Annotated in this window: 27 protein-coding genes; 14 read left to right on the top strand and 13 right to left on the bottom strand. The window is 67.4% G+C overall.

The window, feature by feature from the left end; genetic code table 11:
- Positions 1–8: 8 nt before the first annotated feature.
- Positions 9–449, top strand: coding sequence for a Fur family transcriptional regulator (locus OK015_RS07955; RefSeq protein WP_268130530.1), 441 nt, complete (start codon positions 9–11; stop codon positions 447–449).
- Here the strand turns inward: OK015_RS07955 and OK015_RS07960 are convergent.
- The 7 genes from OK015_RS07960 to OK015_RS07990 form a co-directional block, all read right to left on the bottom strand.
- The gene (locus tag OK015_RS07960) at positions 420–1,472 is read right to left on the bottom strand and encodes a WD40 repeat domain-containing protein (RefSeq protein ID WP_268130532.1); all 1,053 of its coding nucleotides are present in this window, start codon (positions 1,470–1,472) and stop codon (positions 420–422) included. The genes OK015_RS07955 and OK015_RS07960 overlap by 30 nt on opposite strands.
- Entirely contained in the window at positions 1,457–2,476 is a 1,020-nt protein-coding gene (locus OK015_RS07965; protein WP_268130533.1) for a CobW family GTP-binding protein, read from the bottom strand. Before OK015_RS07965 ends, OK015_RS07960 begins: the two co-directional genes overlap by 16 nt.
- Entirely contained in the window at positions 2,463–2,780 is a 318-nt protein-coding gene (locus OK015_RS07970; RefSeq protein ID WP_268130534.1) for a hypothetical protein, read from the bottom strand. The genes OK015_RS07965 and OK015_RS07970 overlap by 14 nt, the downstream gene beginning before the upstream one ends.
- Before the next feature lie 74 nt (positions 2,781–2,854).
- Entirely contained in the window at positions 2,855–5,041 is a 2,187-nt protein-coding gene (ctpC, locus tag OK015_RS07975; RefSeq protein WP_268130535.1) for a manganese-exporting P-type ATPase CtpC, read from the bottom strand.
- Positions 5,042–5,050: 9 nt separating this feature from the next.
- A complete protein-coding gene (locus OK015_RS07980) occupies positions 5,051–5,332 on the bottom strand; it encodes a DUF1490 family protein (RefSeq protein WP_268130536.1) in 282 nt (93 codons plus the stop codon).
- A 217-nt stretch (positions 5,333–5,549) separates the two neighbouring features.
- On the bottom strand, positions 5,550–6,275 hold the full coding sequence (locus OK015_RS07985; protein ID WP_268130537.1) for a TIGR03089 family protein: 726 nt from the start codon (positions 6,273–6,275) through the stop codon (positions 5,550–5,552).
- Positions 6,263–7,729, bottom strand: a complete 1,467-nt coding sequence (locus OK015_RS07990) for an LCP family protein (protein ID WP_442791220.1) — start codon at positions 7,727–7,729, stop codon at positions 6,263–6,265. Before OK015_RS07990 ends, OK015_RS07985 begins: the two co-directional genes overlap by 13 nt.
- A gap of 84 nt (positions 7,730–7,813) precedes the next feature.
- Here OK015_RS07990 and rfbD point away from each other — a divergent pair, with 84 nt between their 5' ends.
- From rfbD to OK015_RS08005, 3 genes are read left to right on the top strand one after another with little or no spacing between them, the layout of a single operon-like run.
- A complete protein-coding gene (gene rfbD / locus OK015_RS07995; RefSeq protein WP_268130541.1) occupies positions 7,814–8,746 on the top strand; it encodes a dTDP-4-dehydrorhamnose reductase in 933 nt (310 codons plus the stop codon).
- Complete coding sequence (locus OK015_RS08000) at positions 8,739–9,635, top strand: glycosyltransferase family 2 protein (RefSeq protein WP_268130542.1); 897 nt, start codon at positions 8,739–8,741, stop codon at positions 9,633–9,635. Before rfbD ends, OK015_RS08000 begins: the two co-directional genes overlap by 8 nt.
- Before the next feature lies 1 nt (position 9,636).
- A complete protein-coding gene (locus tag OK015_RS08005) occupies positions 9,637–10,716 on the top strand; it encodes an NDP-sugar synthase (protein WP_268130544.1) in 1,080 nt (359 codons plus the stop codon).
- Here OK015_RS08005 and OK015_RS08010 read toward each other — a convergent pair.
- The 4 genes from OK015_RS08010 to cofD are packed head-to-tail and all read right to left on the bottom strand — an operon-like array spanning position 10,713 to position 15,205.
- Entirely contained in the window at positions 10,713–11,261 is a 549-nt protein-coding gene (locus tag OK015_RS08010) for an NUDIX domain-containing protein (protein WP_268130546.1), read from the bottom strand. The genes OK015_RS08005 and OK015_RS08010 overlap by 4 nt on opposite strands.
- A complete protein-coding gene (locus OK015_RS08015) occupies positions 11,258–12,847 on the bottom strand; it encodes a class I SAM-dependent methyltransferase (protein WP_268130548.1) in 1,590 nt (529 codons plus the stop codon). The genes OK015_RS08010 and OK015_RS08015 overlap by 4 nt, the downstream gene beginning before the upstream one ends.
- Positions 12,848–12,857: 10 nt before the next feature.
- Entirely contained in the window at positions 12,858–14,219 is a 1,362-nt protein-coding gene (locus OK015_RS08020) for a coenzyme F420-0:L-glutamate ligase (RefSeq protein WP_268130550.1), read from the bottom strand.
- Positions 14,216–15,205 (bottom strand): 2-phospho-L-lactate transferase, encoded by a 990-nt coding sequence (cofD, locus tag OK015_RS08025; protein ID WP_268130551.1) that lies wholly within the window; start codon positions 15,203–15,205, stop codon positions 14,216–14,218. Before cofD ends, OK015_RS08020 begins: the two co-directional genes overlap by 4 nt.
- A gap of 322 nt (positions 15,206–15,527) precedes the next feature.
- Here cofD and OK015_RS08030 point away from each other — a divergent pair, with 322 nt between their 5' ends.
- Positions 15,528–15,899 (top strand): WhiB family transcriptional regulator, encoded by a 372-nt coding sequence (locus OK015_RS08030; RefSeq protein WP_326498524.1) that lies wholly within the window; start codon positions 15,528–15,530, stop codon positions 15,897–15,899.
- Between the two features lie 19 nt (positions 15,900–15,918).
- On the opposite strand, the gene OK015_RS08035 is transcribed toward OK015_RS08030, so the two are convergent.
- Entirely contained in the window at positions 15,919–16,341 is a 423-nt protein-coding gene (locus OK015_RS08035; protein ID WP_268132526.1) for a metallopeptidase family protein, read from the bottom strand.
- A gap of 173 nt (positions 16,342–16,514) precedes the next feature.
- Between OK015_RS08035 and OK015_RS08040 the strand changes: the two genes are divergently transcribed.
- The 4 genes from OK015_RS08040 (at position 16,515) to manA (ending at position 20,830) form a co-directional block, all read left to right on the top strand.
- Positions 16,515–16,997 (top strand): DUF3499 domain-containing protein, encoded by a 483-nt coding sequence (locus OK015_RS08040; RefSeq protein ID WP_268130552.1) that lies wholly within the window; start codon positions 16,515–16,517, stop codon positions 16,995–16,997.
- Positions 16,998–17,100: 103 nt separating this feature from the next.
- A complete protein-coding gene (locus tag OK015_RS08045) occupies positions 17,101–18,486 on the top strand; it encodes a phosphomannomutase/phosphoglucomutase (protein WP_268130554.1) in 1,386 nt (461 codons plus the stop codon).
- Positions 18,483–19,595, top strand: coding sequence for a TobH protein (locus tag OK015_RS08050; protein WP_268130555.1), 1,113 nt, complete (start codon positions 18,483–18,485; stop codon positions 19,593–19,595). Before OK015_RS08045 ends, OK015_RS08050 begins: the two co-directional genes overlap by 4 nt.
- A gap of 8 nt (positions 19,596–19,603) precedes the next feature.
- Positions 19,604–20,830 (top strand): mannose-6-phosphate isomerase, class I, encoded by a 1,227-nt coding sequence (gene manA, locus OK015_RS08055; RefSeq protein WP_268130556.1) that lies wholly within the window; start codon positions 19,604–19,606, stop codon positions 20,828–20,830.
- On the opposite strand, the gene OK015_RS08060 is transcribed toward manA, so the two are convergent.
- Positions 20,808–22,181 carry an FAD-dependent oxidoreductase gene (locus OK015_RS08060; protein ID WP_268132528.1) on the bottom strand — a complete coding sequence of 458 codons (1,374 nt, stop codon included), beginning with the start codon at positions 22,179–22,181 and terminating at the stop codon, positions 20,808–20,810. The genes manA and OK015_RS08060 overlap by 23 nt on opposite strands.
- Positions 22,182–22,276: 95 nt before the next feature.
- Between OK015_RS08060 and OK015_RS08065 the strand changes: the two genes are divergently transcribed.
- The 5 genes from OK015_RS08065 (at position 22,277) to alkX (ending at position 26,187) form a co-directional block, all read left to right on the top strand.
- Complete coding sequence (locus tag OK015_RS08065; RefSeq protein ID WP_268130558.1) at positions 22,277–23,752, top strand: amino acid permease; 1,476 nt, start codon at positions 22,277–22,279, stop codon at positions 23,750–23,752.
- A gap of 97 nt (positions 23,753–23,849) precedes the next feature.
- Positions 23,850–25,109 carry an alkane 1-monooxygenase gene (locus OK015_RS08070; protein WP_268130560.1) on the top strand — a complete coding sequence of 420 codons (1,260 nt, stop codon included), beginning with the start codon at positions 23,850–23,852 and terminating at the stop codon, positions 25,107–25,109.
- Positions 25,106–25,333: a rubredoxin gene (locus OK015_RS08075; RefSeq protein ID WP_268130562.1), complete on the top strand. Its 228-nt coding sequence runs from the start codon at positions 25,106–25,108 to the stop codon at positions 25,331–25,333. Before OK015_RS08070 ends, OK015_RS08075 begins: the two co-directional genes overlap by 4 nt.
- Positions 25,330–25,512 (top strand): rubredoxin, encoded by a 183-nt coding sequence (locus OK015_RS08080; RefSeq protein WP_024448548.1) that lies wholly within the window; start codon positions 25,330–25,332, stop codon positions 25,510–25,512. The genes OK015_RS08075 and OK015_RS08080 overlap by 4 nt, the downstream gene beginning before the upstream one ends.
- Positions 25,513–25,539: 27 nt before the next feature.
- Entirely contained in the window at positions 25,540–26,187 is a 648-nt protein-coding gene (gene alkX / locus OK015_RS08085; protein ID WP_268130568.1) for a TetR family transcriptional regulator AlkX, read from the top strand.
- Positions 26,188–26,244 lie beyond the last annotated feature (57 nt).

Below are 26,244 nucleotides of genomic sequence, written 5' to 3' on the forward strand. Positions count from 1 at the left end.
GCGCAACGATGCCCGCGCCGCGGGTACTACGCCGGACCCGAATGACCGCCCAGCAACGAGCATTGCTCGATCTGCTGCATCGCAGCGACCGCTTCCGCGGTGCCCAGCGACTCTATGACGATCTTCGCCACGTACAGGGCGTCCGGATCGGATTGGTGACCGTCTACCGGATCTTGGGCCTGTTCACCGACAAGAAAATCACCGAAACCCAGCGCGCTGAAGACGGCGAGATGCTGTACCGGCTGCGCACCACTTCCCAACACCGGCATTACTTACTATGCCGACGCTGCGGGCGGGCGATCGGCTTCACCGCAGACGAAATCGAAGAGTTTACAAGCCAACTCGCTCAGAAACACCGCTACACCGACGTCACCCACCAGATCGACTTCTACGGAACCTGCCCTCTGTGCTTTGAGTCGTCAGCGGGAGCCGCGGGGCCAAGGGGGTAACCAGTAGCGCACGGCGCCGGAGCGGTGTCCGGAAAAGATTCCATCGCTGGTGGCGGCCAGTGCGTCGACGGGGTCGCCGGTGGCCGTCGTCCAGATCGGGCTGATCTGCCCCCCTGAGCGAGCGGTTGGCCCCAGTCGCCATAGTGCGACATCGCCGGCGGCGTCACCGGAGACCAGGATCGGGACAGAGCTCCCGGTGCGTGCCCAGGTCAGCGCCGTGACGTTGGCGCGGTGGCCCTCAGCGAGCACGCCGTCCCGGCCGGTGGGTCCCGAACCGGAGAAATCCCAGCACACGACGGTGTCGCCGCTGTGGCAGCACATCCAGCGACCGGACGGTTCGAAGCTCGGCCGTGACACCGATTTCAGGAAGCCGCTCATCCGAAAGTCGCTGCCGTCCCGCACATTCCAACCATGCAAGGTGGCATCCTGGCTGCCGCCGACCACCCATCGCCCGTTGGGGGAGACGGCGATCCCGGCGATCGCGCCTGGGGCGGGGAGATGCGCGGTGGCGCGATCGGCGTCGGGCTCGAAGATCGAGACACCCTGGTAGGCGGCTGCTGCCAACCGGCGCCCGTCATCGCGCATCCAGCTCAGCCCGGCTACCGTGCTCAGCAGCGGTGGTGAAGTCCAGCGCAATCGCCCGTCGGCCGCGTAGATCCGCACCAAGCGGGCGTCGCCGGCCGCAAGGCTGCCGGATTTGGCAGCCCAGGCCAGGCACCCACACCAATTGTGCGGGTGGTCGGCCAGCGGCGAGCCGGTGACGAGGTCGAATAGCCTGAGTCGCTGGGAGCCGCCGGCGGCAAGCTGGGCGCCGTCCGGGCTGGTGGCCATGGCCAGCAGGAAGTCGTCGAGCGCCAGCTGCAACTGTGCGCGGCCGTCGGTGTCCGCGACAAGAATTCGGCCCTCTGAGCCTCCGATGATCACCCTGCCCGCAAGCGAAGCGATCGCCAACACCGGCTCGCCGATGTCGATCTGCCACAGCGCCTCTTGGGTGACCGAGCCGGAAGTCACTTCGACCGCCATGCGGTCACGGGTGCTTCGGCGATGCACGCCCGAAAACTCGCCTCGAGCTCGGCACGATCCAGATTGCGGCCGATGAAGATCATCCGGTTTCGCCGGGACTCACCCGGACGCCACGGGGCACTCAACTCGCCATCGTGCAGCATGTGCACGCCCTGGAACACATAACGTCGCTCCGTACCGGCCAGATTCAGTACGCCCTTGCTGCGGAACAGGTCTGGGCCCCGCTCAGCGAGCAGCCGACCGAGCCACTCGTTGAGCTTTTCGACGTTGACGGTGCCCTCGACGTCGATGCCGACGCTACTTACCGAGTCATCATGGCGGTGCTCACTATCGGGATCGAGGAATCCCGGTTCGCCCGCCAAGACTTGTGCGAGGTCGAAGGCATGCACATCGAGCACGTCGGCCAGGTTGACGTCGCAGCGCACAGCGGGCAGCACCGTCGCAGCAGCGTTGATGCCACGGATACGACGGCCAACGGTGGTGATCTGCCCGGCATCCACCAGGTCTTGCTTATTGAGAATTATCTTGTCGGCGAACGCGATCTGCTCGACGGCCTCGTTTTCCACTCCGTCCGGCTTGACTTCCTCGAGGTGAGTGAGCACGTGTTTGGCGTCGACGACGGTGATGATCGCATCCAGGCGCAGCTGTGCGCGCAGTGCGTCGTCCATGAAGAAGGTCTGGGCGACCGGGGCAGGATCGGCCAACCCGGTGGTTTCGATGATGATGGCGTCGAAGCGATCTTTACGACGCATCAGGGCGCCGAGAATCCGGATAAGGTCACCGCGCACCGTGCAGCAGATGCAGCCGTTGTTCATCTCGAACACCTCCTCCTCGGCATCGAGCACCAGTGCGTCGTCCACGCCGACCTCACCGAATTCGTTCTCGATCACCGCGATACGCCTGCCGTGGCGCTCGCTCAGGATGCGGTTGAGCAGTGTTGTCTTGCCGGAGCCGAGAAATCCGGTCAGCACCGTCACAGGAATACGTTGATCAGTCGTTGCCATGAGGGTCTCCGTGGGGATTTTCAAGGAGCAGGCGCGCCATCATCTGGTCGGTGATGGCGGTCAACGGGTAGTGGACATGCCAGCGCCGGGTTGGCGCAGCCAACACAGCAATGACGGTCTCGACCGGCGGGCAGCCTGGCTCGCGGCAGCTCAGTTGCTGCACTGTCACGGCCACCCCATCATCCAGTTTCAAGCTGGAACGGACTAGTTGGGCGAGGTGGATGGCGCGTGTTCCCCGGTCGGGATCGTGTGCGTTACCAACGCCATCGGCACCCAACACCAGTCTGTCCAGCGGCCCGGTCATGGCTGCAGTCAACCCTTATTGAAAATAATTTTCAAATAGCACAAGGTGCATATGCCGGGACTTCGCCGCGGCGCTCAGTCGAGCCGGTAGCGGATCAGCCGGGAACTGTTGGCCACCACCGCAACCGATGACGCGTTGTGCAGGATCGCGGCCAGCACGGGGGACAGGGCGCCGCCCGCCCCGATGATCAGCCCAACGGCGTTGACGGCGATCGACATGCCGTAGTTCTCCCGGATCACGTCGACCGCCCGGGCGCCCAGGTCCCGAACGTCGAGCAGGCGATGCAGGTCGTCGTTGGCCAACGCCACGTCGGCGGTTTCGACGGCGACGTCCGTTCCGGCCAGCCCCATGGCGATTCCGATGTCGGCGGCGGCCAGGGCCGGGGCGTCGTTGATGCCGTCGCCGACCATGCCGACGATGTAGCCCTCGTTCTGCAGCCCGCGTACCACCTCGAGCTTGTCCTCCGGCATCACCTCGGCGCGCCACTCGTCGATGCCCAGCTCGTCGGCGACCACCTGTGCGATGTCCGGATGGTCGCCGGTGAGCATCACGATGCGGCGAATCCCGTTGGCGCGCAACTTTGTCAGCACTTCGACCGCCTCGGGCCGGACCTCGTCACGCAGGCTGATCAGCCCCACCAGCTTGCCGTCCACCGCCAGCAGCAGCGGAGTCTCGGCCTCGCGCCGCAGCTTCTCCACCCACTCCGTCGCCTTTTTCGACACCCTCACCTTTTCGGCCTTCAGCAGCGACGGGCTGCCCAGCAGCAGGGTGCGGCCATCGGCCCAGGTCCGCATGCCCAGGCCCACCAGCACCTCGCACTCCTCGTGCGGCGGGATGCTGATGTGACGTTCCTCGGTGGAACGGATCACCGCTTCGGCGAGCGGATGACGGGAGTGGATCTCCGAGCTGGCCGCGTACGCCAGGACCTGCTCGGGCTGCCAATCCTTATGCATGGCAACAATATTCGTGACTACCGGACGCCCGACGGTCAGCGTCCCGGTCTTGTCGAACACAATCGCGTCGACCCGGCCCGCCTGTTCGAGGTGGGATCCACCCTTGATCAGGATGCCGCGGCGCGCGCCGTTGCCGATCGCGGCGCTGATCGCGGTCGGGGTGGCCAAACCGACCGCGCAGGGGCAGGCGATCAACAGCATGGTCATCGCCCGCCGGACGTCTCCGGTGATCGCCAGCGTGATCGCCGAAACGATGAACGAGGTGGGAACGAAACGGCGAGAGAAGTTTTCGCCGACCGTCTGGATCGGCGCCCGGTCGTGCTGCGCCTCCTCGACGCGGGTGATGATGCGCCCGATAGTGGTTTGGTTGCCGACGGCCTCGGCGCGCACCACGACGCGTCCACGCACCACGACCGAGCCGGCGTGCACGTGTGTTCCCACGCCGACGCTCACCGGCAGGTTTTCCCCGGTGATCGCGGATTGGTTGACAACGGCCTCGCCGTCGACCACCTCGCCGTCCACGGGGATGGCGACGTGGTCGTGCACCACCACCTCGTCGCCGATCTCGACACTGTCGATCGGTACCTGGATTTCGGTGCCCTTCTGCGGGCCGTCGGTCAGCCGAATCCACGCCGTGTCCTGGCTACCGCGCAGCAGTTCCGAGATGGCCCGGCGGGTCCTTCGCAACGTCAGGTCTTGGAGGTACTCACCGATATTGAGCAGCCACAGCACAGTCAGCGCGACCACGTTCTCACGCAGGATCAGACTCGCGACGGTCGCGGCCGAGACCAGTGCGTCGGTACCGGCCTTGCCGGACCGCAGCGACCGCAGCGCACCGCGCAGGAACGGGTAGCCGGTGAATATCGTGACGCCGGTGGCGACCACCCGGCCGCTCGGGCCGAGCAGTGGTGGCCGGCCGAACACGTAGCGGCGCACCCCGAGCAAGCTCAGGGCGAGGCCGCCGATGACCATGCGCAGCACATCGGAGTTGCGGATCTCCGACGAATGCGGCGCGCGCGCCGGAATCAGTTCGGCGGCGACGTGTTCGGCACCGCTGATCGCCGTCAGCAGCTCGGCACGGTCGCAGCGGAGCGGCGAATACCAGACGACGACGGAACCGGTGCGCGGGTAGGCGTGTACGGCGCGTACGCCGGCCTGTTTGGCCACGGCCTCTTCGACCGCGACGGCTCGCCGCGTGTCGGCACGCACCCACGGGGCCAAGACCCGCATGCGCCCTGCGGCATCGGAACGTATTTCTAGGGAAGGGGTTTCGGTAGGTGCGACGTCTTCAACGATCGCGAGGCTCATGACGAGCGATCAGTGGTCGTGGTCGTGGGTGTCGCCCAGGGACGGGGTGGGCGCCTCCTCGCCGATGCGCTCGCGGGCTTCGGCCATCACATCGGAGAGCCGTAGGCGCGCCGACTCCGCGGCCGTTTCGGCCCGGCGGGTGCCGCGCAGACCGAGCTCCGCGGTCGCTACCGCGGTCTGGTGCAGCGGTGCCTTCGCCGCGGCTTTGCGCACCACCTCGTAGGCCGTTACCCCCACCAGGCCGGTGAATACCGTTCCGGCTGCCTTCGCCAAGAGCCCGTACACCGCCATCGTCTGAACCTTCCTCATCCGGTTACCGGGCCGTCAATCGTCCGGTTCTGCCACTCGATTGTTAATGACAATCGTTGTCAGTACGTTACCTGGCACGCGTAGGCCAAGCGACCACGTGTTGTCGAAGCGTTTAGCCAATGCTTGTTCGACGTTAACAACTACGTATTGCCATATCAATATGAATGCAGGCTGAGGTCGGCCCCGGCAGCGCCCGACCTCAGAGAACGCGGGTGACTTTCTCGGTTTCGACTCGGCGCTGCAGCGCCGCCGGATCGGCGTTCGCCACCTGCACCAGCGACGCGCCGACGGACATGATCGCCAGCAGGCCGTCGACCAACTCGGTGGGGCCGGGCCACAAGGCGGTGGAAAGCACCCGATCTTTAGGCGTCAAACCCCTTGCCGCCGCGGAATTTTCACAGTCAGCCAGGACTTCGTCCACGGAGCGGCCGGCCAGCGCCGGGCCGGGGTGGCGTTCGGCAACGATCTGGTCTGCGTGCACCCGCACCGCGGTGGCGTAGTCGGTGACGCCGATCGGCAGGTCCGGCGCGCGCCGGCCGAACGGATCCAGCGACAGCACCGCAACCTCGCCACCCGGCTCGATCGACCCGTCGGCCTCGTCCAGCCGCTCGGCGGTGCACAGGGCGAGATCAGCCGGTCCGGAACCGTCGAGGACGGCTTCGGCGCCTATCCACCACACCCCGAACAAGACCGCCGCGGTCTGCCAGTGCGCCGGCAGCAAGATCGCCACCCGGCTGCCCGGGCCGGCGCCCAGCTCGTCGCGCAACAGGTTGCCGGTCTTGGCGGCCCAGTTCGCCAGGGTCACCGCGGACAATTCGATGCGCTCGCCGGTTGCGTCGTCGTAGTAGGTGATGCGCGGTCCGACTGGGTCGGCCCGCAGCATCGGATCGAGGATCGCCCCGGACAGCGTGCTCAGTTGATGCACTCCGGCTTGTCGCTGCCGGCCGTCAGGATCGGTGATGGCGCGGGAACATTGGGGTCGGTGGCCGACTGGTTCGTCACCCGCGCGGGTGCTGTCGTCGAGCCCGACAGGCCGGAGCCTGGTCCGGTGTAGTCGCTTGCCAGCACCACCCGGACCGCACCGGGCGCCAGCGACGCATCGGGAACGACGGGCAGTCCGCCCAGTTGCTTGGCGACCTCCTGCGCTCCCATATCGTCGGGTTTGTTGGCGCGCACCTGGCTGGATTTGACGTGGCCGCCGTCGTTGTTGCCGGCGGAGCCGGTGGTAAATCCCTTGGAGCTCAACACGTCTGACACCGCTGCCGCCAGTCCGTTGATGTCGGTGTCGTTGACCACCGTGGCGGTGGTCTTGGCGGGTGTGTAGGCGAGTTCCTCGGTCTTGCCCTGATCCTGCTCGTGCAGCAGGCTCGCGACCCAGTCCTGGACTTGGTGCGGGTCCACCCGCACCACGCTTTGCATGCCGTCGTCGCTCCAGCCGGCTCCGTCCAGCACCGGGATGGTGGCGAACGCGACGTTACCGCCGGCCAGCTTTTGCAGCTGCTGGACGAAATCCATGACGTCCCAACCCTGGGAGATCACCACCGAGCGCTGCACCGCCGCCTCCAGCCGCTTCAGCGTGGCGGGGCTGGACAGCGTCTTGCCGGAGATCACCCGATGGGCCAGCGATGCCATCACGACTTGCTGGCGCACCACCCGGTCGAGGTCGCCGCGGGGTAGGTCGTGGCGCTGGCGCACGAAGCTCAGCGCCTCCGCGCCGTCGAGTCTTTGCGGACCGGCCGGGAAGTCGGCACCCGAAAGTGGTTCGTAGACGGCGTCTTTGAGGCACACGTCGACACCACCGAGCGCGTCGGCGATCAACGCGAAGCCGAGCAGCCCGATTTCGGCGTAGTGGTCGACGGTGACACCGGTGAGGTCGGCGACGGTCTTGATCAAGGCCTCGCGCCCGGCCTCGGTCCCCTGGATGGCGGCATCGTCGGCCGAGTCGCCGGCTTTGACCAGGTTGGCCCGCTTGGCTTCCCGGGTCTGGCCGTAGACGCCGTTGATCTTCGTCTTGCCCAGGCCGGGGGCGGTGACATAGGAGTCCCGCGGAATCGAGATCGCGGTGGCCGACTTCCCGCTGTTGGGTATCCGGACCAGGATGATGGTGTCGGTGTTGGTGGCTTCCTCGTCACCGGCCCTCAGGGTTGCCAGTTCCTCTTGTGTCAGCGCGTTGCCGTGGGCGTCGGTGCGGCTGTCCAGGCCGACCAGCAGAATGTCGATCGCGCCGTCGTCGCCGCCCTTACCGAGTGACGGGGCCGACATGTGGAAGATGCCGTCTTCAAATGCGCGCACGTTATTCCACGCCACACCGGTGCCGATGACGACGGCGACGGTTAGCACAGTGGCAACAACACGAACCACACGTTGCACAGGCATCACATTAGATTACTTGCGACACAGGCGCTTCTCGCGTAGCCGGCAGCGGCGTGGCCCGTCCTTTTCGGGACATGCCAGACTCGAACCATGTCAGGCAGGATCGTCATCACCGGAGCCGGCGGGCAGCTGGGCGGTTGCCTGGCGAGGCAAGGCGCTGACCAGGGGCGCAATGTCCTCGCGCTGACGTCCGCGCAGTGGGACATCACCGACCCGGCCGCCGCCGAGGCGATCGTTAAAAGCGGCGATGTCATTGTCAATTGCGCGGCGTACACGGATGTCGACGGCGCGGAAAGCGACGTCGCCAGGGCGTACGCGGTCAATGAAGCCGCGCCGGCGCACATCGCGCGGGCCTGCGCGCGAGCCGGCGCCCGGCTGATCCACGTCTCGACCGACTACGTGTTCGACGGCGACTTCGGCGGCGCCGCGCCCCACCCCTACGAGCCCAGCGACACGGCCGTGCCGCAAGGCGTGTACGGCCGCAGCAAGCGCGCCGGCGAGGTGGCCGCACTGGCGGCGCTGCCGGAGACCATCGTGCTCCGGACCGCCTGGGTCTACACGGGCGGTACCGGCAAGGACTTCGTAGCGGTCATGCGCAGGCTCGCGGCCGGCAGTGATGTCAACGGCCCGATCAAGGTCGTCGACGACCAGGTCGGTTCGCCGACCTACGTCGCCGACCTGGCCGCCGCACTGCTCCAGGTCGTCGACCTTGTCATTGGAGGCCTCACCGGCCGCATCCTGCACGCCGCCAACGAGGGTGTCGTCTCCCGATTCGGGCTGGCCCGCGCGGTGTTCGAGGAGTGTGGCGCCGACCCCGAGCGGGTGACCCCGGTGAGTACCGCAGAATTTCCCCGTCCCGCACCGCGGCCGCCTTACACCGCGCTGTCGAGCCGGCAGTCGGTCGCGGCGGGTATGACGCCGTTACGGCCCTGGCGCCCCGCGCTTGTCGCCGCGCTGGCCGCGCGCGCCTCGTCTGGGGGGCCGGTCGCGGCCGAACGACCGATAATCTCTACGCGTGACTGACGTCCTGCCGGTCGTGACGGTGACCTACTCGCCGGGCCACCACCTCGAACGTTTTCTGGCTTCGCTGTCGCTGGCCACCGAGCGCCCGGTCAGCGTCCTGATGGCCGACAACGGTTCCACCGACGGCACCCCGCAGGCGGCGGTCCAGCGCTACCCGAACGTGCGGTTGTTCAGCACCGGAGCCAACCTCGGCTACGGATCCGCGGTCAATCGCGCGATCGAACACCTCGGTGAGCGCGGGGAGATCGACGACTGGGTCCTGGTGGCCAACCCGGACGTGCAGTGGGGCCCGAACAGCATCGACGCACTGCTGGAGGCGGCCACCCGCTGGCCGCAGGCCGGCGCGCTGGGCCCGCTTATCCACGACCCGGACGGCTCGGTGTATCCGTCGGCGCGCCATCTGCCCAGCCTGATCCGCGGCGGCATGCACGCGGTGATCGGACCGTTCTGGAAACGCAATCCGTGGACGGCGGCCTACCGCCAGGAGCGGCAGGAACCCAGCGAGCGGGCGGTGGGCTGGCTGTCCGGATCGTGCCTGCTGGTGCGTCGCTCGGCCTTCGCTCAGATCGGCGGATTCGACGAGCGCTACTTCATGTATATGGAGGACGTCGACCTGGGGGACCGGCTCGGCAAGGCCGGCTGGCTCAACGTCTACGTGCCGTCGGCCGAAGTGCTGCACCACAAGGGCCACTCCACTGGACACGATCCGGCAAGCCACCTCGCGGCGCATCACCGGAGCACCTATATCTTTCTGGCCGACCGGCATTCCGGTTGGTGGCTGGCTCCGCTGCGCTGGACGTTGCGGGCATCGTTGGCGCTGCGTTCCCATCTGATGGTGCGCAGCTCGCGCCGGCAGCGTTCCGAGAAGCCGGCAGAAGGGCGGCACTGAGTTGGCGATTCTCCCGGTGGATGCGGTGATTCTGGTCGGCGGCAAGGGCACGCGCTTGCGGCCGCTGACACTGTCGGCGCCGAAGCCGATGCTGCCGACCGCCGGGGTGCCTTTTCTCACCCATATGTTGTCGCGCGTTGCCGCGGCGGGCATCGAGCACGTCATCCTGAGCACTTCCTACAAGGCCGCGGTCTTCGAGGCGGAGTTCGGTGACGGCTCTGCGCTCGGCCTGGAGATCGACTACGTCACCGAAGCGGAACCGCTGGGGACCGGTGGCGGCATCGCCAACATCGCCGACAGATTGCGGCACGACACGGCGATGGTGTTCAACGGCGATGTGCTTTCCGGGGTCGACCTCGGCCAGCTTGTGGAGTCCCACCGCGCCAACGAAGCCGACGTGACGCTGCACCTGGTGCGAGTGGGCGATCCGCGCGCATTCGGTTGCGTGCCCACCGACGAAAACGACCGCGTGGTCGCCTTTCTGGAGAAGACCGAGGATCCGCCGACCGACCAGATCAACGCCGGCACTTACGTCTTCGAGCGCAAGATCGTCAACCGGATTCCGCGGGGTCGGCCGGTGTCGGTCGAGCGCGAGGTGTTCCCGTCGCTGCTCGCCGACCGAGACGTCAAGGTCTGCGGCTACGTCGATGCCACCTATTGGCGCGACATGGGCACCCCGGAGGACTTTGTCCGCGGATCGTCGGACCTGGTGCGCGGCATCGCCGTGTCCCCGGCGCTGCACGGACATCGCGGCGAGCAGCTCGTGCACGAGGGCGCGGCGGTGTCGCCCGGCGCGGTGCTGATCGGTGGCACGGTCGTCGGGCGCGGCGCCGAGATCGGTCCCGGTGTGCGGCTGGACGGCGCGGTGATCTTCGACGGCGTCAAGATCGAAGCCGGCAGCGTGATCGAGCGCTCGATCGTCGGCTTCGGGGCCCGCATCGGTCCGCGGGCGCTGATCCGCGACGGTGTGATCGGCGACGGCGCCGACATCGGTGCGCGCTGCGAGCTGCTGCGCGGCGCCCGGGTTTGGCCCGGCGTCTCCATTCCCGACGGCGGGATCCGCTACTCCAGCGACGTCTAGGCGGGCGATCCCGTCTCTTGCGCCCGCGAAACCAGATGGGCCAGCGCGTAATCGGTGCCGGGCGGCAACGCGTCGGCCGGCCACCACCGCAGGTCCTCGGATTCGTCGCTGACCACGATCCGCGCGCCCGCCGGCGCCTGCGCGACGAATTGCAGGTCCAGGTGGCGGGTCGGGACACCCAGCGAGCAGGTGACCGGGTGGACGTGAATTGCGGCCAGGTCCGCGGCGATCCGCAGATCGGGCACGCCGGATTCCTCGACGGCTTCACGCAGCGCCGCGGTCACGATGTCCGGGTCGTCGTCGTCGCAGTGGCCGCCGAGCTGCACCCAGCGGCGCAGCCGACGATGCAGGGTGAGCAGCACCCGGGTGCCGGTGTCGTCGAGCACGATCGCCGACGCCGTGACGTGGCCGGCCTCGCACTCGCGGCGGCAGGCGTCGTCGCGCCCGTGCACGAAGGCCAGCACCGCGTGCCGCAACGAATCCTGCGCCGGGTCGGGTGCCCGCCAGTCGGTGAGGATTGAGATGGCCGAGTCGCGGATGCTCATCGGGCCGCGCGCCTGGTCCGGCGATCGCGCAGCCTGTGCCACGCCGCTCGGCACTGCGCGACGACGTCCGGCGACCAGCCGAGCCCGTCGATCAGGACGTGCCGGTCGACCGCGTCGAGTGCCTTCTCGATTTCGTTGGCCTTCAGCAGCAGATCGATGTCTTCGGCGAGTTCGGCGCCGGCGTGCGCTGGTGCGGGAATGGGTAGCTGCTCGGCTTCCCGCGGCTCCAGTTCCAAGATCCCTCCACCATAACTACGGCCCATGATCTCGGCGAAGGCGAACGTCGCGCTGTTGTGGAACACCGCGGCAACCGCCGCCGGGTCAGCCCGGCTATCGGGAGGGCCCAGTAGCCGCACCCGATGCACGGTGTCGGTGCTGGTCGCCGCGGCGGCGTTGACGGTCAACCGCGGGGTCAGGTGGATCTGGCGCAGCAGAAACAGGTCGGGCACCCACAGCGACGGAGTGCGCCACCACGGCGTGCGGATCGAGCACTTGTAGCCGCGGTGCACACCGGCGGCCTCGCCGGCGTCGATGTGAGCGGTCAGGGCGGGATCAGCGGGCTCGGCCGGGGCGTCGAGCAGCCAGGTCCGGTGCCCGGCCGCGACATCGCTTGCCCGGCAATCGGTGTCGTAGACCAGGCCGGACAGCTGGCTGCTGCGCGAGACGAGCGGCACGCAATGTGGCCGCAGTCCCAGCTCGTCGGCTTGTGCCGCGGTGAAGGTGAAGAAGCTGTTGCGGCCCGTCACGATGCCGACGTCGACGTCGGCGATGGCCCCGAGCCGGGTCATGGCGCCGGACTGCTTGAGTGTGCGCAGTAGCCGGATCGCGGCGGGCTCCAGAAAGTACTTTGTCCACTTCTCGTTTTCGTGCAGCAGCGCGGGCGCGGAATCGACGTTGAGATCCGCGCTGTCGAGCGCGTCGGCATCGGTGAGATTGACCGTGCGAATCCGCGCGGGGCCCGTACCGGCGACCCCGCAGAACAACACGACTTCCTGCAGGATGCCGCCGAACACCAGCCGCGCAAATGTGACCAGAGTGATTTCGCGATACCGGGTCAGCAGAAAGTCACGCAATGGTGCGGCATAACCGACTTGCAGCAATTCGGCGGGCAATACCAAACCCACCCGTCCGCCGTCGCGCACCAATGCGGTGCTCGCGATGACGAACGGGACCCAGGCGTTGGTCAGCCTGCTGGGGCGCAGCCCCGCGCTGCGCATCAGCTCCAGCGCCGGCTCTCGTTGCCCGGGTGCCCAGTTGCCGAACCGGATGTAGGGCGGGTTGCCCGCGACCCCGTCCCAGCCGGCCGCTTCGTTGTCGGCGAGCCAGGTGAACAGATTCGCGGTGTCGACCGGAGCGAACGCTCGCGACTTCGCGGCCTCTTCATCGACGAGTTCCACGCCTCGCACTTGCCCACTGAGCGCGGCCAGCTCGCGCAGGATGCGGCCGTCGCCGCACGAGGGCTCGACAATTCGGGGACCGGCCTGGCGGACCCAGCGAGCCAGGAATCGGGCCACCGGGGCCGGCGTGTAGTAGCCGCCGCGAACCTTGTCGGCCGATGCGGCCGCCTTGCTCGCGAATGTCTTCACCGGGCCAGTATTACTTGCGGATCAGCAGATCTCCGGGATTCACCGGGTCGCGCAACCCTTCGGCCCCTGCTCCTTCGGAGGCATAGCCGATCGCGATGGCGCCCAACGGCTCCCAATCGGGCGGCAGCTCGAGCTCGGCGCGGACCAAATCGGCGGCAAAGATCGTCGAGCCGATCCAGCAGCTGCCGACTCCCCGCACGGCCAGCGCGACCAACAGTGCCTGCACGGCCGCTCCGACGGCGACGGTGAACATGGTGTGCTCGGCGTCGGTGCGCCCCGCGTCGGGATAGGTGTGGGCGCCGTCGGGGACCAGCATCGGGATGACGACCTCGGGTGCGTCGTAGAGGATCTGGCCGCGTGCCACCCGCCGATCGATCGCGTCGGCGGGCTTGCCGTCACCGGCGAGGTCGGAACGCCACTGCTCCTTCATGCGATCCAGCAGCCGCGTTCGGGTGGCCGCGGTCCGCAGCCAGACGAAGCGCACCGGACGGGTGTGGTGCGGCGCCGGCGCGGTCAAGGCCTCGGCCACAGCCGCTTCGATCAGTTCCGGTGCCACCGGCTCGGCGCCGAATTGGCGTACCGACTTTCGCAACAGCTGGGCCTGCTGCCGTCCCATATCGATGGCTTCGGCGGTGCCCAGCCAGAACAGATCTTCGGGCCCGGGCCGCAGCAGGTGCCGGGCGCTCGTGCCGTCGTCGACGACGGTGAGCCCGCGCACGACGGCCACCGGCATCGCGGTCAGCTTGCCCTTGACCAGATCCGCCGCCGCCGCGATCTCGTCGGCCACTGCGATCTCGGTGACCACCAACTCGTTGCCGTGCTCGTCGACCGCGCCCGAATAGCCGTGCAGCACAGCCAGACCCGCCACCCCGATCGCGGCGTCGATCTGGCCGTTGCGCCAGGCCCGGCCCATGGTGTCGGTGATCACCACCGCGACGTCGACGCCGAGCTTCTCGCGCAGTGCGGCGCGCAGTGCCGCGGCACTGCCGTCGGGATCGACCGGTAGCAGCGCGAGTTCGCTTCGGCCGACGTTGGATCCGTCGACCCCGGCGGCGGCCTGGACCAGCCCCAGCCGGTTCTCGGTGATCAGCGTGCGGCCCTTGCGGGCCAGCACCCGGACCGCTTCGTCCTCGACCAGCTTGCGGCGGAGCTCGTCGCGCTCCGCGGGGTCCTCGGGTGCGGCCACCAGCCGGCCCTCGCATTTGGACACCACCTTGCTGGTGACCACCACGACGTCGCCGTCACGCAGCCACGGTGCGGCCGACGCGACCGCGGCACCGAGATCGTCGCCGGGGCGGAATTCGGGAAGCCCGGCCACGGGCAGGATCTCGATCGCCGCGGCGGTGCCATGCTCCTTCGGAGAACGGGTCATGTCGCCACGCCCGCGATGTCCAGTCCGGCCCGGACCATCTCGGCCGTCGCCTTCGGGTCGCTCATCAGCAGCGGCGCCGAGCGGATCGCAACGCCGTCGATGTCGGCGTGGTCGCCCTCGTGTACCAGCCAGCAATCCAATATCCCGGTGGTCGCGCGCGCCCCGTAATGCCGCCCGACCGCCTCCGCCGTGGACTCGACCCCGATCACCTCGAGGCAGGCATCTGCCATGCCGCGCAACGGCTTTCCGCCGATGATCGGCGAGTAGCCGACGATCGGTGCGGCGGCGGCGCGCAGCGCGCCGCGAATGCCGGGGACGGCCAGTATCGCGCCGACGCTGACCACCGGATTCGACGGTGCCAGCAGGATGATGTCGGCGTCGCCGATGGCTTGGGTCGCTTCGGTTGTGGCGCTGGCCGTTTCAGCGCCGACGAACGCAAAGCTATGGGTGGGCACCTGGGCCCGATAGCGCACCCACCACTCCTGGAAGTGGATCGCGCGCTGGCTGTCATCGGCCGGATCGGTGATCACCACATGTGTTTCGCAACGGTCGTCACTGGCCGGCACCAACCGCGCGCCCGGTTGCCATCGGTCGCACAAGGCCGCGGTGATCTGTGACAGCGGGTAGCCGGCGTGCAGCATCTGGGTGCGCACCAAGTGGGTCCCCAGATCGCGGTCGCCGAGTTGGAACCAATCCGGTTGCATGCCGTAGCGCGCCAATTCCTCTTTGGCGTGCCAGGTTTCGTCGCGGTGACCCCAGCCGCGCTCCGGGTCGACGCCTCCACCTAAGGTATACATGCAGGTGTCCAAATCTGGACAAACCCGAACCCCATGGATCCAGGCATCGTCGCCAATGTTGACGACGGCAGTCAGCTCGTGGCCCGCGGTTTGTCCCTCGGTGCTGAACTGACCCAGACCGAGTAACTGCTGGACGCCCAGCAGGAACCGGGCACCGCCGACGCCGCCGACCAGTACGGTGACCTTCACACCGGACGACAGTACCGGCCTGCGAGATGTCGAATTCGGTGACCGCAACGAACAGTTGGGAGGGGTTGTGATCGACACGCCGGAAGGGCGGAATAACAGAAACGCCGGAATTTGGTCACGAGATGGTATGGAAATGCCGCGAAAAGCTTGACCCGGCTGGTCAACCCGTGTCTAATCACATCAGTGTCATTTCCCGGTTGGCCGGCCGGTTCCGGTGTCGCAGACCGTGATTCGATCACTTGTTCGAATTGATTTGTCTGTACATCAGAACAGCGGAAATCTCCACTCACTCAAACAACGAAGCTGAGGAGGCGTACGACTCATGTCTTACGAGCACATATGGGGCGTCATGCCAAGCACTGAGCGCGCCACGATCAGCTCCGCGCCGGCACCGATTGCCCGGCCCCACTTGACCGTGGTCCCTGATGCGCCAGTCGCATTCGAGCCCGAGCCGTTACCGGAACCCGAGCTCACTCCGGACCAATGGCAGGACCGCGCCCTGTGCGCGCAGACCGACCCCGAGGCCTTCTTCCCGGAGAAGGGCGGGTCCACCCGCGAGGCCAAGAAGATCTGCCTGGGTTGCGAGGTACGTCATGAATGCCTCGAGTACGCCCTGGCGCATGACGAGCGTTTCGGTATCTGGGGTGGCCTGTCCGAGCGTGAGCGCCGCCGCCTCAAACGCGGCATCATCTGACTCGACAACCCTGCTGAGGTTATTCGTCGTCGATCGTCGGGTCGATGACCGTGGGTTCGACGTCGAGATAGATGGCCACCTGCGCCACCAGAATCTCGTGCAGTAACTCGCCAAGTTCGACGGTGTCTTTGGCGCGTCGTTCTATGGGCTTGCGGAACAAGACAATTCGTGCTCGCGTCGCGTTGCCGCGGACATCCACCCCGGCTGGGATCAAGCGGGCCAGCGCGATCGGTCCGTCGGCGACGACCTCGGGCGGCCACTGCACGCTGTTGGGATCCTTGGCGGCGATGCGAGGGATTTCATCGACCGCCACGTCGAGGTCCGACACCCGTGATTGCCAGCGCCGCTCGATCGGCTCATAGGCCTCCAGCACCGCCATGTCGAACCGCTCGGCCCGGCTGCGCCATCCCGGCACCGTCGGCGGCAGCAAAGGACCCCGCATATCGCGGCCGCGACGAGTTGCCCGGTGCGGCGCCGCTCGGCCCGACGGCCGTCCGTTCCGCGGGAAACTGCGCGAATCACCCACGCGCCGATGGTAACGGTTGAACATCGTGGGCCGAACGGTTGCGCGTGTCCGGCGCTTCGGCGGCGTTTCCGCACGATAGCCTTTCCGACGTGAACGTTCCCCGTCGCTGCTGCCGGCCCGGGTGCCCGCATTACGCCGTGGCGACCTTGACGTTCGTCTACTCGGACTCGACGGCAGTTGTAGGCCCACTCGCGACCGCGCGCGAACCGCATTCGTGGGATTTGTGCGTCGGCCACGCCGGCCGGATCACCGCGCCCCGCGGTTGGGATCTGGTGCGCCACGCCGGGCCCCTCAATACTGAGCCGGCCAATCCCGATGAAGACGACCTGGTCGCACTCGCCGACGCCGTGCGCGAAGGCGGTGCGGGGGAGGCGGCCGTGCCGTTCGCGGGCGGCACCGGCATGCCGTTGAACGGCTTTCCCACGCAAGCGGGAGGTACCCCCACGGCTCCGCATCTGCACCACACCGGAGCCCAGGCCACCGCACCCAGCAGCCATCTGCTCGCGCCGCCCGACAAGCGATCCGGACGTCGCCGCGGGCATCTGCGGGTGTTACCCGATCCGTCGGACTAGCTCCGCCGGGGTTTTCTGCCAAACCGTTTGGAACCGTAACTTCTGCGGGCCGATAGGCTGACGCCAAGAGGCAAATCAATCCATGGCGTCAAGGAGGCCCCGCATGTCTCGGCCTGCCGCGACTGTCCACCGTGTCATCAAGGCTTATGACATCCGTGGGCTGGTCGGCGAAGAGATCGATGAGTTGCTGGTCGCCGACATCGGGGCCGCCTTCGCCGCGTTGATGCGCGGTGAAGGCGCGCAACGCGTGGCAATCGGCCAGGACATGCGCGACAGCTCGCCGTCGCTCGCCGCTGCTTTCGCGGCCGGGGTGACCGACCAGGGCCTCGACGTGGTGCGCATCGGGTTGGCGTCCACCGATCAGCTGTATTTCGCCTCGGGTTTGCTCGATTGCCCCGGTGCGATGTTCACCGCCAGTCACAACCCCGCCGCCTACAACGGCATCAAGCTCTGCCGGGCCGCCGCCCTACCCGTCGGCGCGGACACCGGGCTCAAAGAGATCAGCGACCGGCTGATCGCCGGCATCCCGGCCCATGCCGGGCGGTCGGGGACCATCGCCGATCGCGATGTGCTCTCCGACTATGGCGACTTCCTGCGCTCGCTGGTCCGGACAGCCGGTCTGCGACCGCTGCGGGTGGCGGTGGACGCCGGCAACGGGATGGCGGGTCACACGGCTCCGGCGGTGCTCGGCGCGATCGACTCGATCACGTTGCTACCGCTGTACTTCGAGCTCGACGGCTCGTTTCCCAATCACGAGGCCAATCCGCTCGATCCGGCCAACCTGCTGGACTTGCAGTTCTATGTGCGCGAAACCGGCGCCGACATCGGACTGGCCTTCGACGGCGACGCCGACCGCTGCTTCGTGGTCGACGAGCGCGGCGTGGCCGTCTCCCCGTCGACGGTGACGAGCCTGGTGGCCGCCCGCGAGCTGGGCCGGGAGATCGGCGCCACCGTCATCCACAATCTGATCACGTCCCGTGCGGTGCCTGAACTCGTCTCCGAGCGCGGCGGTACACCGCTGCGCTCGCGCGTCGGACACTCCTATATCAAGGCGCTGATGGCCGAAACCGGCGCGATTTTCGGTGGCGAGCATTCGGCGCACTATTACTTCCGCGACTTCTGGGGCGCCGACTCGGGCATGCTGGCGGCGCTGCATGTCCTGGCCGCCCTCGGTGAGCAGGACCGGCCGCTGTCCGAGCTGACCGCGGACTACCACCGCTACGAATCCTCCGGCGAGATCAATTTCACGGTGTCGGACGCCGCACAGTGTGTGGACGCCGTGCTGAAGTCGTTCGGCAGCCGGATCCACTCCATCGATCACCTGGACGGGGTGACAGTCGACTTGGGCGACGGCAGCTGGTTCAACTTGCGCAGCTCCAACACCGAGCCGCTGCTGCGGCTCAACGCGGAGGGCCGTACCGCAGAGGATGTCGAGGCGATGATCGCGGAGATCACGAGCCAGGTGCAGCGCAGCGAGAGCGTGCCGTGAACGCCATCGGGGCGATCGACCTCGAAGACACCGACGGCCTGCTCGGCGCCGACGGACAGGGCCTGTTGCGGTCCGCCTCGTCGGCCGGCGCGCAGGTGCGCGCCATCGCCTCGGCCGTTGACGAAGGAGAGCTGAACTCACTGCGTACCGGCGACCGCCCGCGCAGCGTGATCTGGGTGGCCGGACGCGGGACCGCCGAGACGGCCGGTGCGATGTTGGCCGCGACGCAGGGCGGCGCGGCGCCGGCGCCGATCGCGATCCTCAACGAGGCCCCGCCGTGGGTGGGTCCGCTCGACGTGCTGATCGTCGCGGGCGACGACCCCGGCGATCCGGCCCTCGTGGGTGCCGCCGCGACCGGGGTGCGCCGCGGCGCCCGGGTTGTCGTCGTCGCCCCGTACGAGGGTCCGCTGCGCGACTCCACCGCCGGCCGGGTCGCGGTGCTGGCTCCGCGGCTGCGGGTTCCCGACGAGTTCGGGCTGTGCCGGTATCTAGCCGCCGGCCTGGCGACGCTGCAAACGGTGGACCCCCGGCTGGACATCGACGTGGCGACGCTCGCTGATGAGCTGGATGCCGAAGCGCTACGCAACAGCGCTGGCCGTGAGCTATTCACCAACCCGGCCAAGACGATTGCCGCGCGACTGTCCGATCACCGGGTCGCGCTGGCCGGCGACTGTCCCGCGACACTGGCGCTGGCCCGGCACGGCAGTTCGACTCTGCTGCGGATCGCGCGCCAGGTGGTCGCCGCGAGCAGCCTGGCGGATGCGGTGGTGGCGCTGCGCGAGCCCGCCGAGTTCGGATCCGGCCCGTCGTCGGTGGATGCGCTGTTCCACGACGACGAGATCGACGGACCGTTGCCCCAGCGGTTGCGGGTGCTGGCGCTGACGTTGTCCGGCGACCGCACGGTCGCGGCCGCGCGGATTGCCGGGCTCGACGACGCCTATCTGGTCGCGGCCCAGGATGTACCCGAGGTCGGCGACGGGTCGGACGGCCTGGCCGGACCCGCCGCTCCGCGCGAGCCGGCCGGTGCCGGGCGCGCCGAGCAGCAACTGGCAGTATTGGCGGTTCGGTTGGAGATGGCCGCCGTTTACTTGCGACTGGTGCGGGGATAGATAGACAAGTGGAAGTGCTTCGCGGTGCCGTACGGACGTACGCGTGGGGGTCGCGTACCGCCATCGCCGAATTCACCGGCCGGCCGGTGCCCGCGGCTCATCCCGAAGCCGAGCTCTGGTTCGGCGCGCATCCGGGGGATCCGGCCTTCCTGGAAACCGAGCGGGGCGAACTCTCCTTGCTGGAGGCGGTGACCGCCGATCCGGAGGGACAGCTCGGCTCCGCGTCGCGCGAACGGTTCGGTGACGTGCTGCCGTTCTTGGTCAAGGTGCTCGCCGCCGACGAACCGCTCTCGCTGCAGGCCCATCCGAGTGCCGAACAGGCCATCGAGGGCTATCTGCGCGAGGAGAAATTGGGTATCCCGGTGACCTCGCCGGTCCGCAACTACCGCGATACCTCGCACAAGCCCGAATTGTTGGTGGCGCTGCACTCGTTCGAGGCACTCGCGGGATTTCGTCAGGCTGCTCGCACTATCGAGCTGCTGCGGGCATTGGCCGTCACCGACCTCGACCCCTACATCGAATTGCTGAACGACCAGTCCGACGCCGACGGGCTGCGTGCGTTGTTCACCACCTGGATCACCGCACCGCAGCCCGATATCGACGTGCTGGTGTCCGCGGTGATCGACGGCGCGATCCAGTACGTCAGTTCCGGCGCAACGGAGTTCGCGGCGGAAGCCAAGACAGTGCTGGAACTCGGTGAACGCTACCCCGGTGACGCCGGAGTGCTGGCGTCGTTGCTGCTGAACCGAATCAGCCTGGCCGCGGGCGAGGCGCTGTTCTTGCCGGCCGGCAACCTGCATACCTATCTGCGTGGTTTCGCGATCGAGGTTATGGCCAACTCCGACAACGTGTTACGTGGCGGCCTGACCCCCAAGCACGTCGATGTGCCCGAGTTGCTGCGGGTGTTGGACTTTACGCCCACCGCCGAGGCGCAGCTGCGGCCGCAGGTCCGCCGCGAGGGGCTCGGGCTCACCTATGACACCCCGGCCGACGAATTCGCGGTCGCACTGTTGCTCCTCGAAGGCGAGCATCTCGGCCACGAGGTCGACGCATCCCCCAGCCATGACGGCCCACAGATCCTGTTGTGCGCCGAGGGTTCGGCGGTGGTGCACGGGAAATCCGGGTCACTTGAGTTGGGACGCGGGATGGCCGCCTGGGTGGCGGCCGACGACGGCCCGGTGGGGTTGGTCGCGCACGCGCCCGCGAAGTTGTTCAGGGCGACTGTGGGTTTGTGACGTGGGCGGCCTCACGCAACTCGCGGCGCTCGCGTAGCCACAGTCGCAGGTTATGGGCCATGGCGCGGCCGATGATCCGCGGCGGCGGAACCATATAAAGGCTGTCCAGCAGCGAGAATCTTCGCAGAAACCATTCGGCGAGAACGGGTTCGGTTTCGGCGGCCCCGAGAAATTGGTCGAACAACGCGCCCGACGGCCGCCACCACCAGGGGATCCGCCCGCTGCTGTCCGCGTGGTGAAAAGCAACGTCGCCGATGCCATTCATCGTCCACACCGGAAAGGTGGTCTTGGCGGTCGCCCGATTGAGTTCGCCGGCCAAGTCCGGATCCCCGGATCGCAACGCCCGCCGCAGATGACCGGCCTGCAACGACGTCATCGTCATGCCCTGTCCGAAGGTGGGATTGAAGCTGGCCACGGCGTCACCGAAGGGGACGATTCCGGCCGGGAACCGGTCCAGCTTGTCGTAGCGACGCCATTTGCTGGCCGGGAAGGCATGAAATGCCGGCGCGCCAACGGGTTCGGCCTGCGTCAGCGCGTCGGTGAAATGCGCCGGGAGTAGCTGGTCGGCCAGCGCAAGCATCTCCGGGAACGTCGCCGGCGGCTTGGCGTTGGCCACGCCGAAGGTGGTCAGCACCCAGGTGCCGTCCTCGTAGCACAGCATGCCCATCCCCAGCGACTGCTGGTGCGAGGCTCCGGCCACGACAACCTTCTCCGGAATCAATCCCTCCGGCATGCGGAACTGATGGCTGGCGTAGTGGATGCCGATGTCCAGGGTTTGCTCGGTGGGACGCTGATATCCCCACTGCGTCAACCAAACCGGCAGCCGGGTGCCACGGCCCGCCGCGTCGACAACCAGGCCGGCACGCACGAATTCCGGCTCGCCGCCGTCGACGGCGTCCAGCAGCACGCCGGTCACTCGCTGCTGCCCGCGGTCGAACCGCGGTTCCGCGACGGATCGCCGCACGATCACGACGTTGTCGATGTCGCGGACGCGGCTGCGCAGCTGCCATTCCAGATGCGGCCGGCTGGGCACATATGCGGTGAATTCGTCGCGCAGCGTGTGTCCGGTGCCGAGCACATGGCCCGCGGCACCGAGGTGGATGCAGTCCGGCCGGTTTTCGAGCATGGGCACGCCCGCGGCCACCATGTCCTTCAGCAGGCCCGGGAACAGGGCGTCGAATTCCGTGGCTCCGCGTGCCATCAGCAAATGCAGGTGCCGATCCTGCGGGGTCGTCGCGCGGTTTGCCGGTGTGTTCGGCAGTTCGTCCCGCTCATAGACGCTGACCTGGGAATACCAATCCGAGAGAACCCGCGCGGCGCATAAACCCGCAATGCTGGCGCCGATCACCACGGCGTGGTCTCGGGTGCCTGCGCAGTCCGCCATCCGGGGGGAGTACCCAGTACTGTGCGGTCCAATGGCTTCTGACGGTCTACGAGAGGCGGCATATGGCCAACCGCTGGCGCACCAAGTCAGTCGAACAGTCGATCGACGACACCGACGAGCCAGACACCCGGTTGCGTAAGGACCTCACCTGGTGGGACCTGACGGTATTCGGCGTCGCGGTGGTGATCGGCGCCGGCATCTTCACGGTCACCGCGTCGACCGCCGGCGATATCACCGGTCCGGCGATCTGGATATCTTTTGTGATCGCCGCGGTCACCTGCGCGCTGGCCGCTTTGTGTTATGCCGAATTCGCCTCCACCCTGCCCGTCGCGGGCAGCGCGTACACCTTTTCCTATGCCACCTTCGGCGAGTTCCTGGCCTGGATCATCGGCTGGAATCTGTTGCTGGAATTGGCAATCGGCTCCGCCGTGGTGTCTAAAGGCTGGTCCAGTTACTTGGGGACGGTATTCGGATTCGGCGGAGGCACAGTCCAATTGGGCTCGGTGAACCTGGACTGGGGCGCGCTGCTGATCGTCTTTCTGGTGGCGACGCTGGTCGCCGCGGGCACCAAGGTGTCGTCGAGGATTTCCGCGGTGATCACCGCGATCAAGGTGTCGGTGGTGATCTTCGTCGTGGTGGTCGGCGTCTTCTACATCAAAGGCTCCAACTATTCGCCGTTCATCCCCAAGCCGGAAGCCGGGCGCGAGGCCGGCGGCATCAACCAGTCGGTGCTGTCGCTGCTGACGGGGGCGCACAGCAGCCACTACGGCTGGTACGGCGTGCTGGCCGGCGCATCGATCGTGTTCTTCGCGTTCATCGGCTTCGACATAGTCGCCACGATGGCCGAGGAGACCAAACGGCCCCAGCGCGACGTGCCCCGGGGGATCCTCACGTCGCTGGCGGTCGTGACCGTCCTTTACATCGCGGTCTCCGTCGTGTTGTCCGGCATGGTCTCCTACACCCAGCTCAAGACCATGCCCGGTGGCAAGCCGGCGAACCTGGCCACCGCGTTCACCGCGAACGGGATCCATTGGGCGAGCGAGATCATCGCCATCGGGGCATTGGCCGGGCTGACCACCGTGGTGATGGTGCTGGTGCTCGGGGGGTGCCGGGTGCTGTTCGCGATGGCGCGCGACGGTTTGCTGCCGCGAGCGTTGGCCAAGACCAGTTCGCGGGGGACGCCGGTCCGCATCACCGTGCTCATCGCGCTGGTGATCGCGGCCACGGCGTCGGTGTTCCCGATCAGCAAGCTCGAGGAAATGGTGAATGTCGGAACGCTGTTCGCGTTCGTCCTGGTGTCCGCCGGAGTCATCGTGCTGCGCCGGACCCGGCCGGACCTGGAGCGCGGCTTCCGGGCGCCGTGGGTGCCGGTACTCCCGATCGCATCGATCTGCGCGTGTGTCTGGCTGATGGTGAACCTCACCGCGCTGACCTGGGTCCGGTTCGGCGTGTGGCTGGTGGTGGGTACCGGGATTTACTTCGGCTACGGCTACCGGCACTCGGTGCAGGGCCGCCGACAAGCGGAGCAGGCGACCTAGGCCGTCTTTACAAATGTACGTTGTATGTCTAGACACGAGACGCAAACGCCTGTATTGTCCAATCTCACGTGGTGTGACTCACAAGGAGGTTTGGCATATGACCACACAGATCCAGGCGGCCCAAGAAGTCGAGGGCACCGAGTGGCGCGACAAGAAGCGCTACCTGTGGCTGATGGGCTTGATCCCGCCGACCGCGTTGTTCGTGATGCTGCCGATCGTCTGGGGACTGAACCGACTCGGCTGGCACGCCGGCGCCCAGGTGCCGCTGTGGATCGGCCCGATCCTGCTCTACATCCTGCTGCCGATTCTGGACCTGCGTTTCGGGCCCGACGGGCAGAACCCGCCCGACGAGGTGATGGAGCGGCTGGAGAACGACAGGTACTACCGCTACTGCACCTACATCTACATCCCGTTCCAGTACCTCAGCGTCGTGCTGGGTGCCTACCTGTTCACCGCGCCGGACCTGCATTGGCTGGGCTTCGAAACTGGGCCCGCCGGCGGCCTGGGCTGGGTCGGCAAGATCGGCGTCGCGCTGTCGGTCGGTGTACTCGGCGGCGTGGGCATCAACACCGCGCACGAGATGGGGCACAAGAAGGACTCGCTGGAGCGCTGGCTGTCCAAGATCACCCTGGCGCAGACCGCCTACGGCCACTTCTACATCGAGCACAATCGCGGCCATCACGTGCGCGTCTCCACCCCCGAGGACCCGGCGTCGGCCCGCTTCGGCGAGACGTTCTGGGAATTCCTGCCCCGCAGCGTGTTCGGCAGCCTGCGCTCATCGGTTCATCTCGAGGCGCAGCGGATCCGCCGGCTCGGCAAGAGCCCGTGGGACCCCAGGACGTATGCGTCCAACGACGTGCTCAACGCCTGGGCCATGTCGGTGATGCTGTTCGGCGCGCTGATCGTGGTCTTCGGCGCGGGTGTGATTCCGTTCCTCGTCATCCAGGCGGTGTTCGGCTTCTCCCTGCTGGAAACCGTCAACTACCTTGAGCACTACGGCCTACTGCGGCAGAAAGTTGACTCGCCTTCTGGAAAGACGCGCTACGAGCGTTGCGCCCCCGTGCACAGCTGGAACTCTGACCACATCGTCACCAACCTGTTCCTCTACCACCTGCAGCGCCACAGCGATCACCACGCCAATCCCACCAGGCGCTACCAGACGCTGCGCAGCATGGCGGGCTCGCCCAGCCTGCCCAGCGGGTACGCGTCGATGATCGCGCTGACCTACTTGCCGCCGGTGTGGCGCAAGGTGATGGACCACCGGGTGTTGGCGCACTACGACGGCGATATCACCAAGGTCAACCTGCAGCCGCGGCTGCGGGAGAAGCTGCTCGCCAAGTATGGGGTGGCGGCATGACCGCGTATCGTTGCCCCGGCTGCGACTACACCTACGACGAGACGAAAGGCGCTCCGCGGGAAGGCTTTCCCGCGGGCACGCCCTTCAGTGATATCCCCGACGACTGGTGCTGCCCCGATTGTGCGGTGCGCGAAAAGATCGATTTCGAAACGGCGTCCGGCGACAATGCGGCCGCGCGAGCGGGTGAGAAGGAGCCGGACAATTGGATGGGAGTGAACCAGTGAGCGACTACAAGCTTTTTGTCTGCGTGCAGTGCGGGTTCGAGTACGACGAGGCCAAGGGCTGGCCGGAAGACGGCATCGCCCCGGGCACCCGGTGGGACGACATTCCCGACGACTGGAGCTGCCCGGACTGTGGCGCGGCAAAGTCCGACTTCGAGATGGTGGAGGTAGCGCGGCCGTAGCCGCCAGCGACGATGCAGAACGAAGTGATGAGGAGGAGCGGCGCAGTGGTACGAGCTATTGTCGCGCCTGTGAAGCGGATTCCTTACGCCGAGGCGTCGCGGGTTCTGCTGCGTGACTCGGTATTGGACGCGATGCGCGACTTGCTGCTGACGCGGGACTGGTCCGCGATCACCCTGTCCGACGTGGCGCGGGCCGCCGGCATCAGCCGGCAGACGATCTACAACGAGTTCGGCTCACGGCAAGGTCTGGCGCAGGGGTACGCCCTGCGCCTGGCCGATCGCCTGGTGGACGCCATCCACGCCGCACTGGACGCGAATGTCGGCAACTTCTTCGAAGCCTTCCTGGCGGGCTTCCGGTCGTTTTTCGCCGAGTCGGCGGCGGACCCGCTGGTGATCTCGCTGCTGAGCGGAGTCGCCAAGCCCGATTTGCTGCAGCTCATCACCACCGACAGTGCGCCCATCATCACCCGCGCTTCGGCCCGGCTGAGCTCCGCATTGACCAGCACGTGGGTGGCCACCAGCGACGAGGACGCCGGCGTGCTGGCGCGCGCCATCGTGCGGCTGGCGTTGAGTTACGTATCGATGCCGCCGGAGGCCGATCACGACGTCGCCCGCGATCTCGCCCGGTTGATGACGCCCTTCGCGGAGCGTCACGGCGTTATCAACGTCCCCTGACCTGGTTGGCTTTCGACCGCCGACTACAGTGGCGGAAGAGCGTACCCAAGCTAACGA

Source organism: Mycobacterium sp. Aquia_216 (assembly GCF_026723865.1).
Lineage (GTDB): Bacteria > Actinomycetota > Actinomycetes > Mycobacteriales > Mycobacteriaceae > Mycobacterium.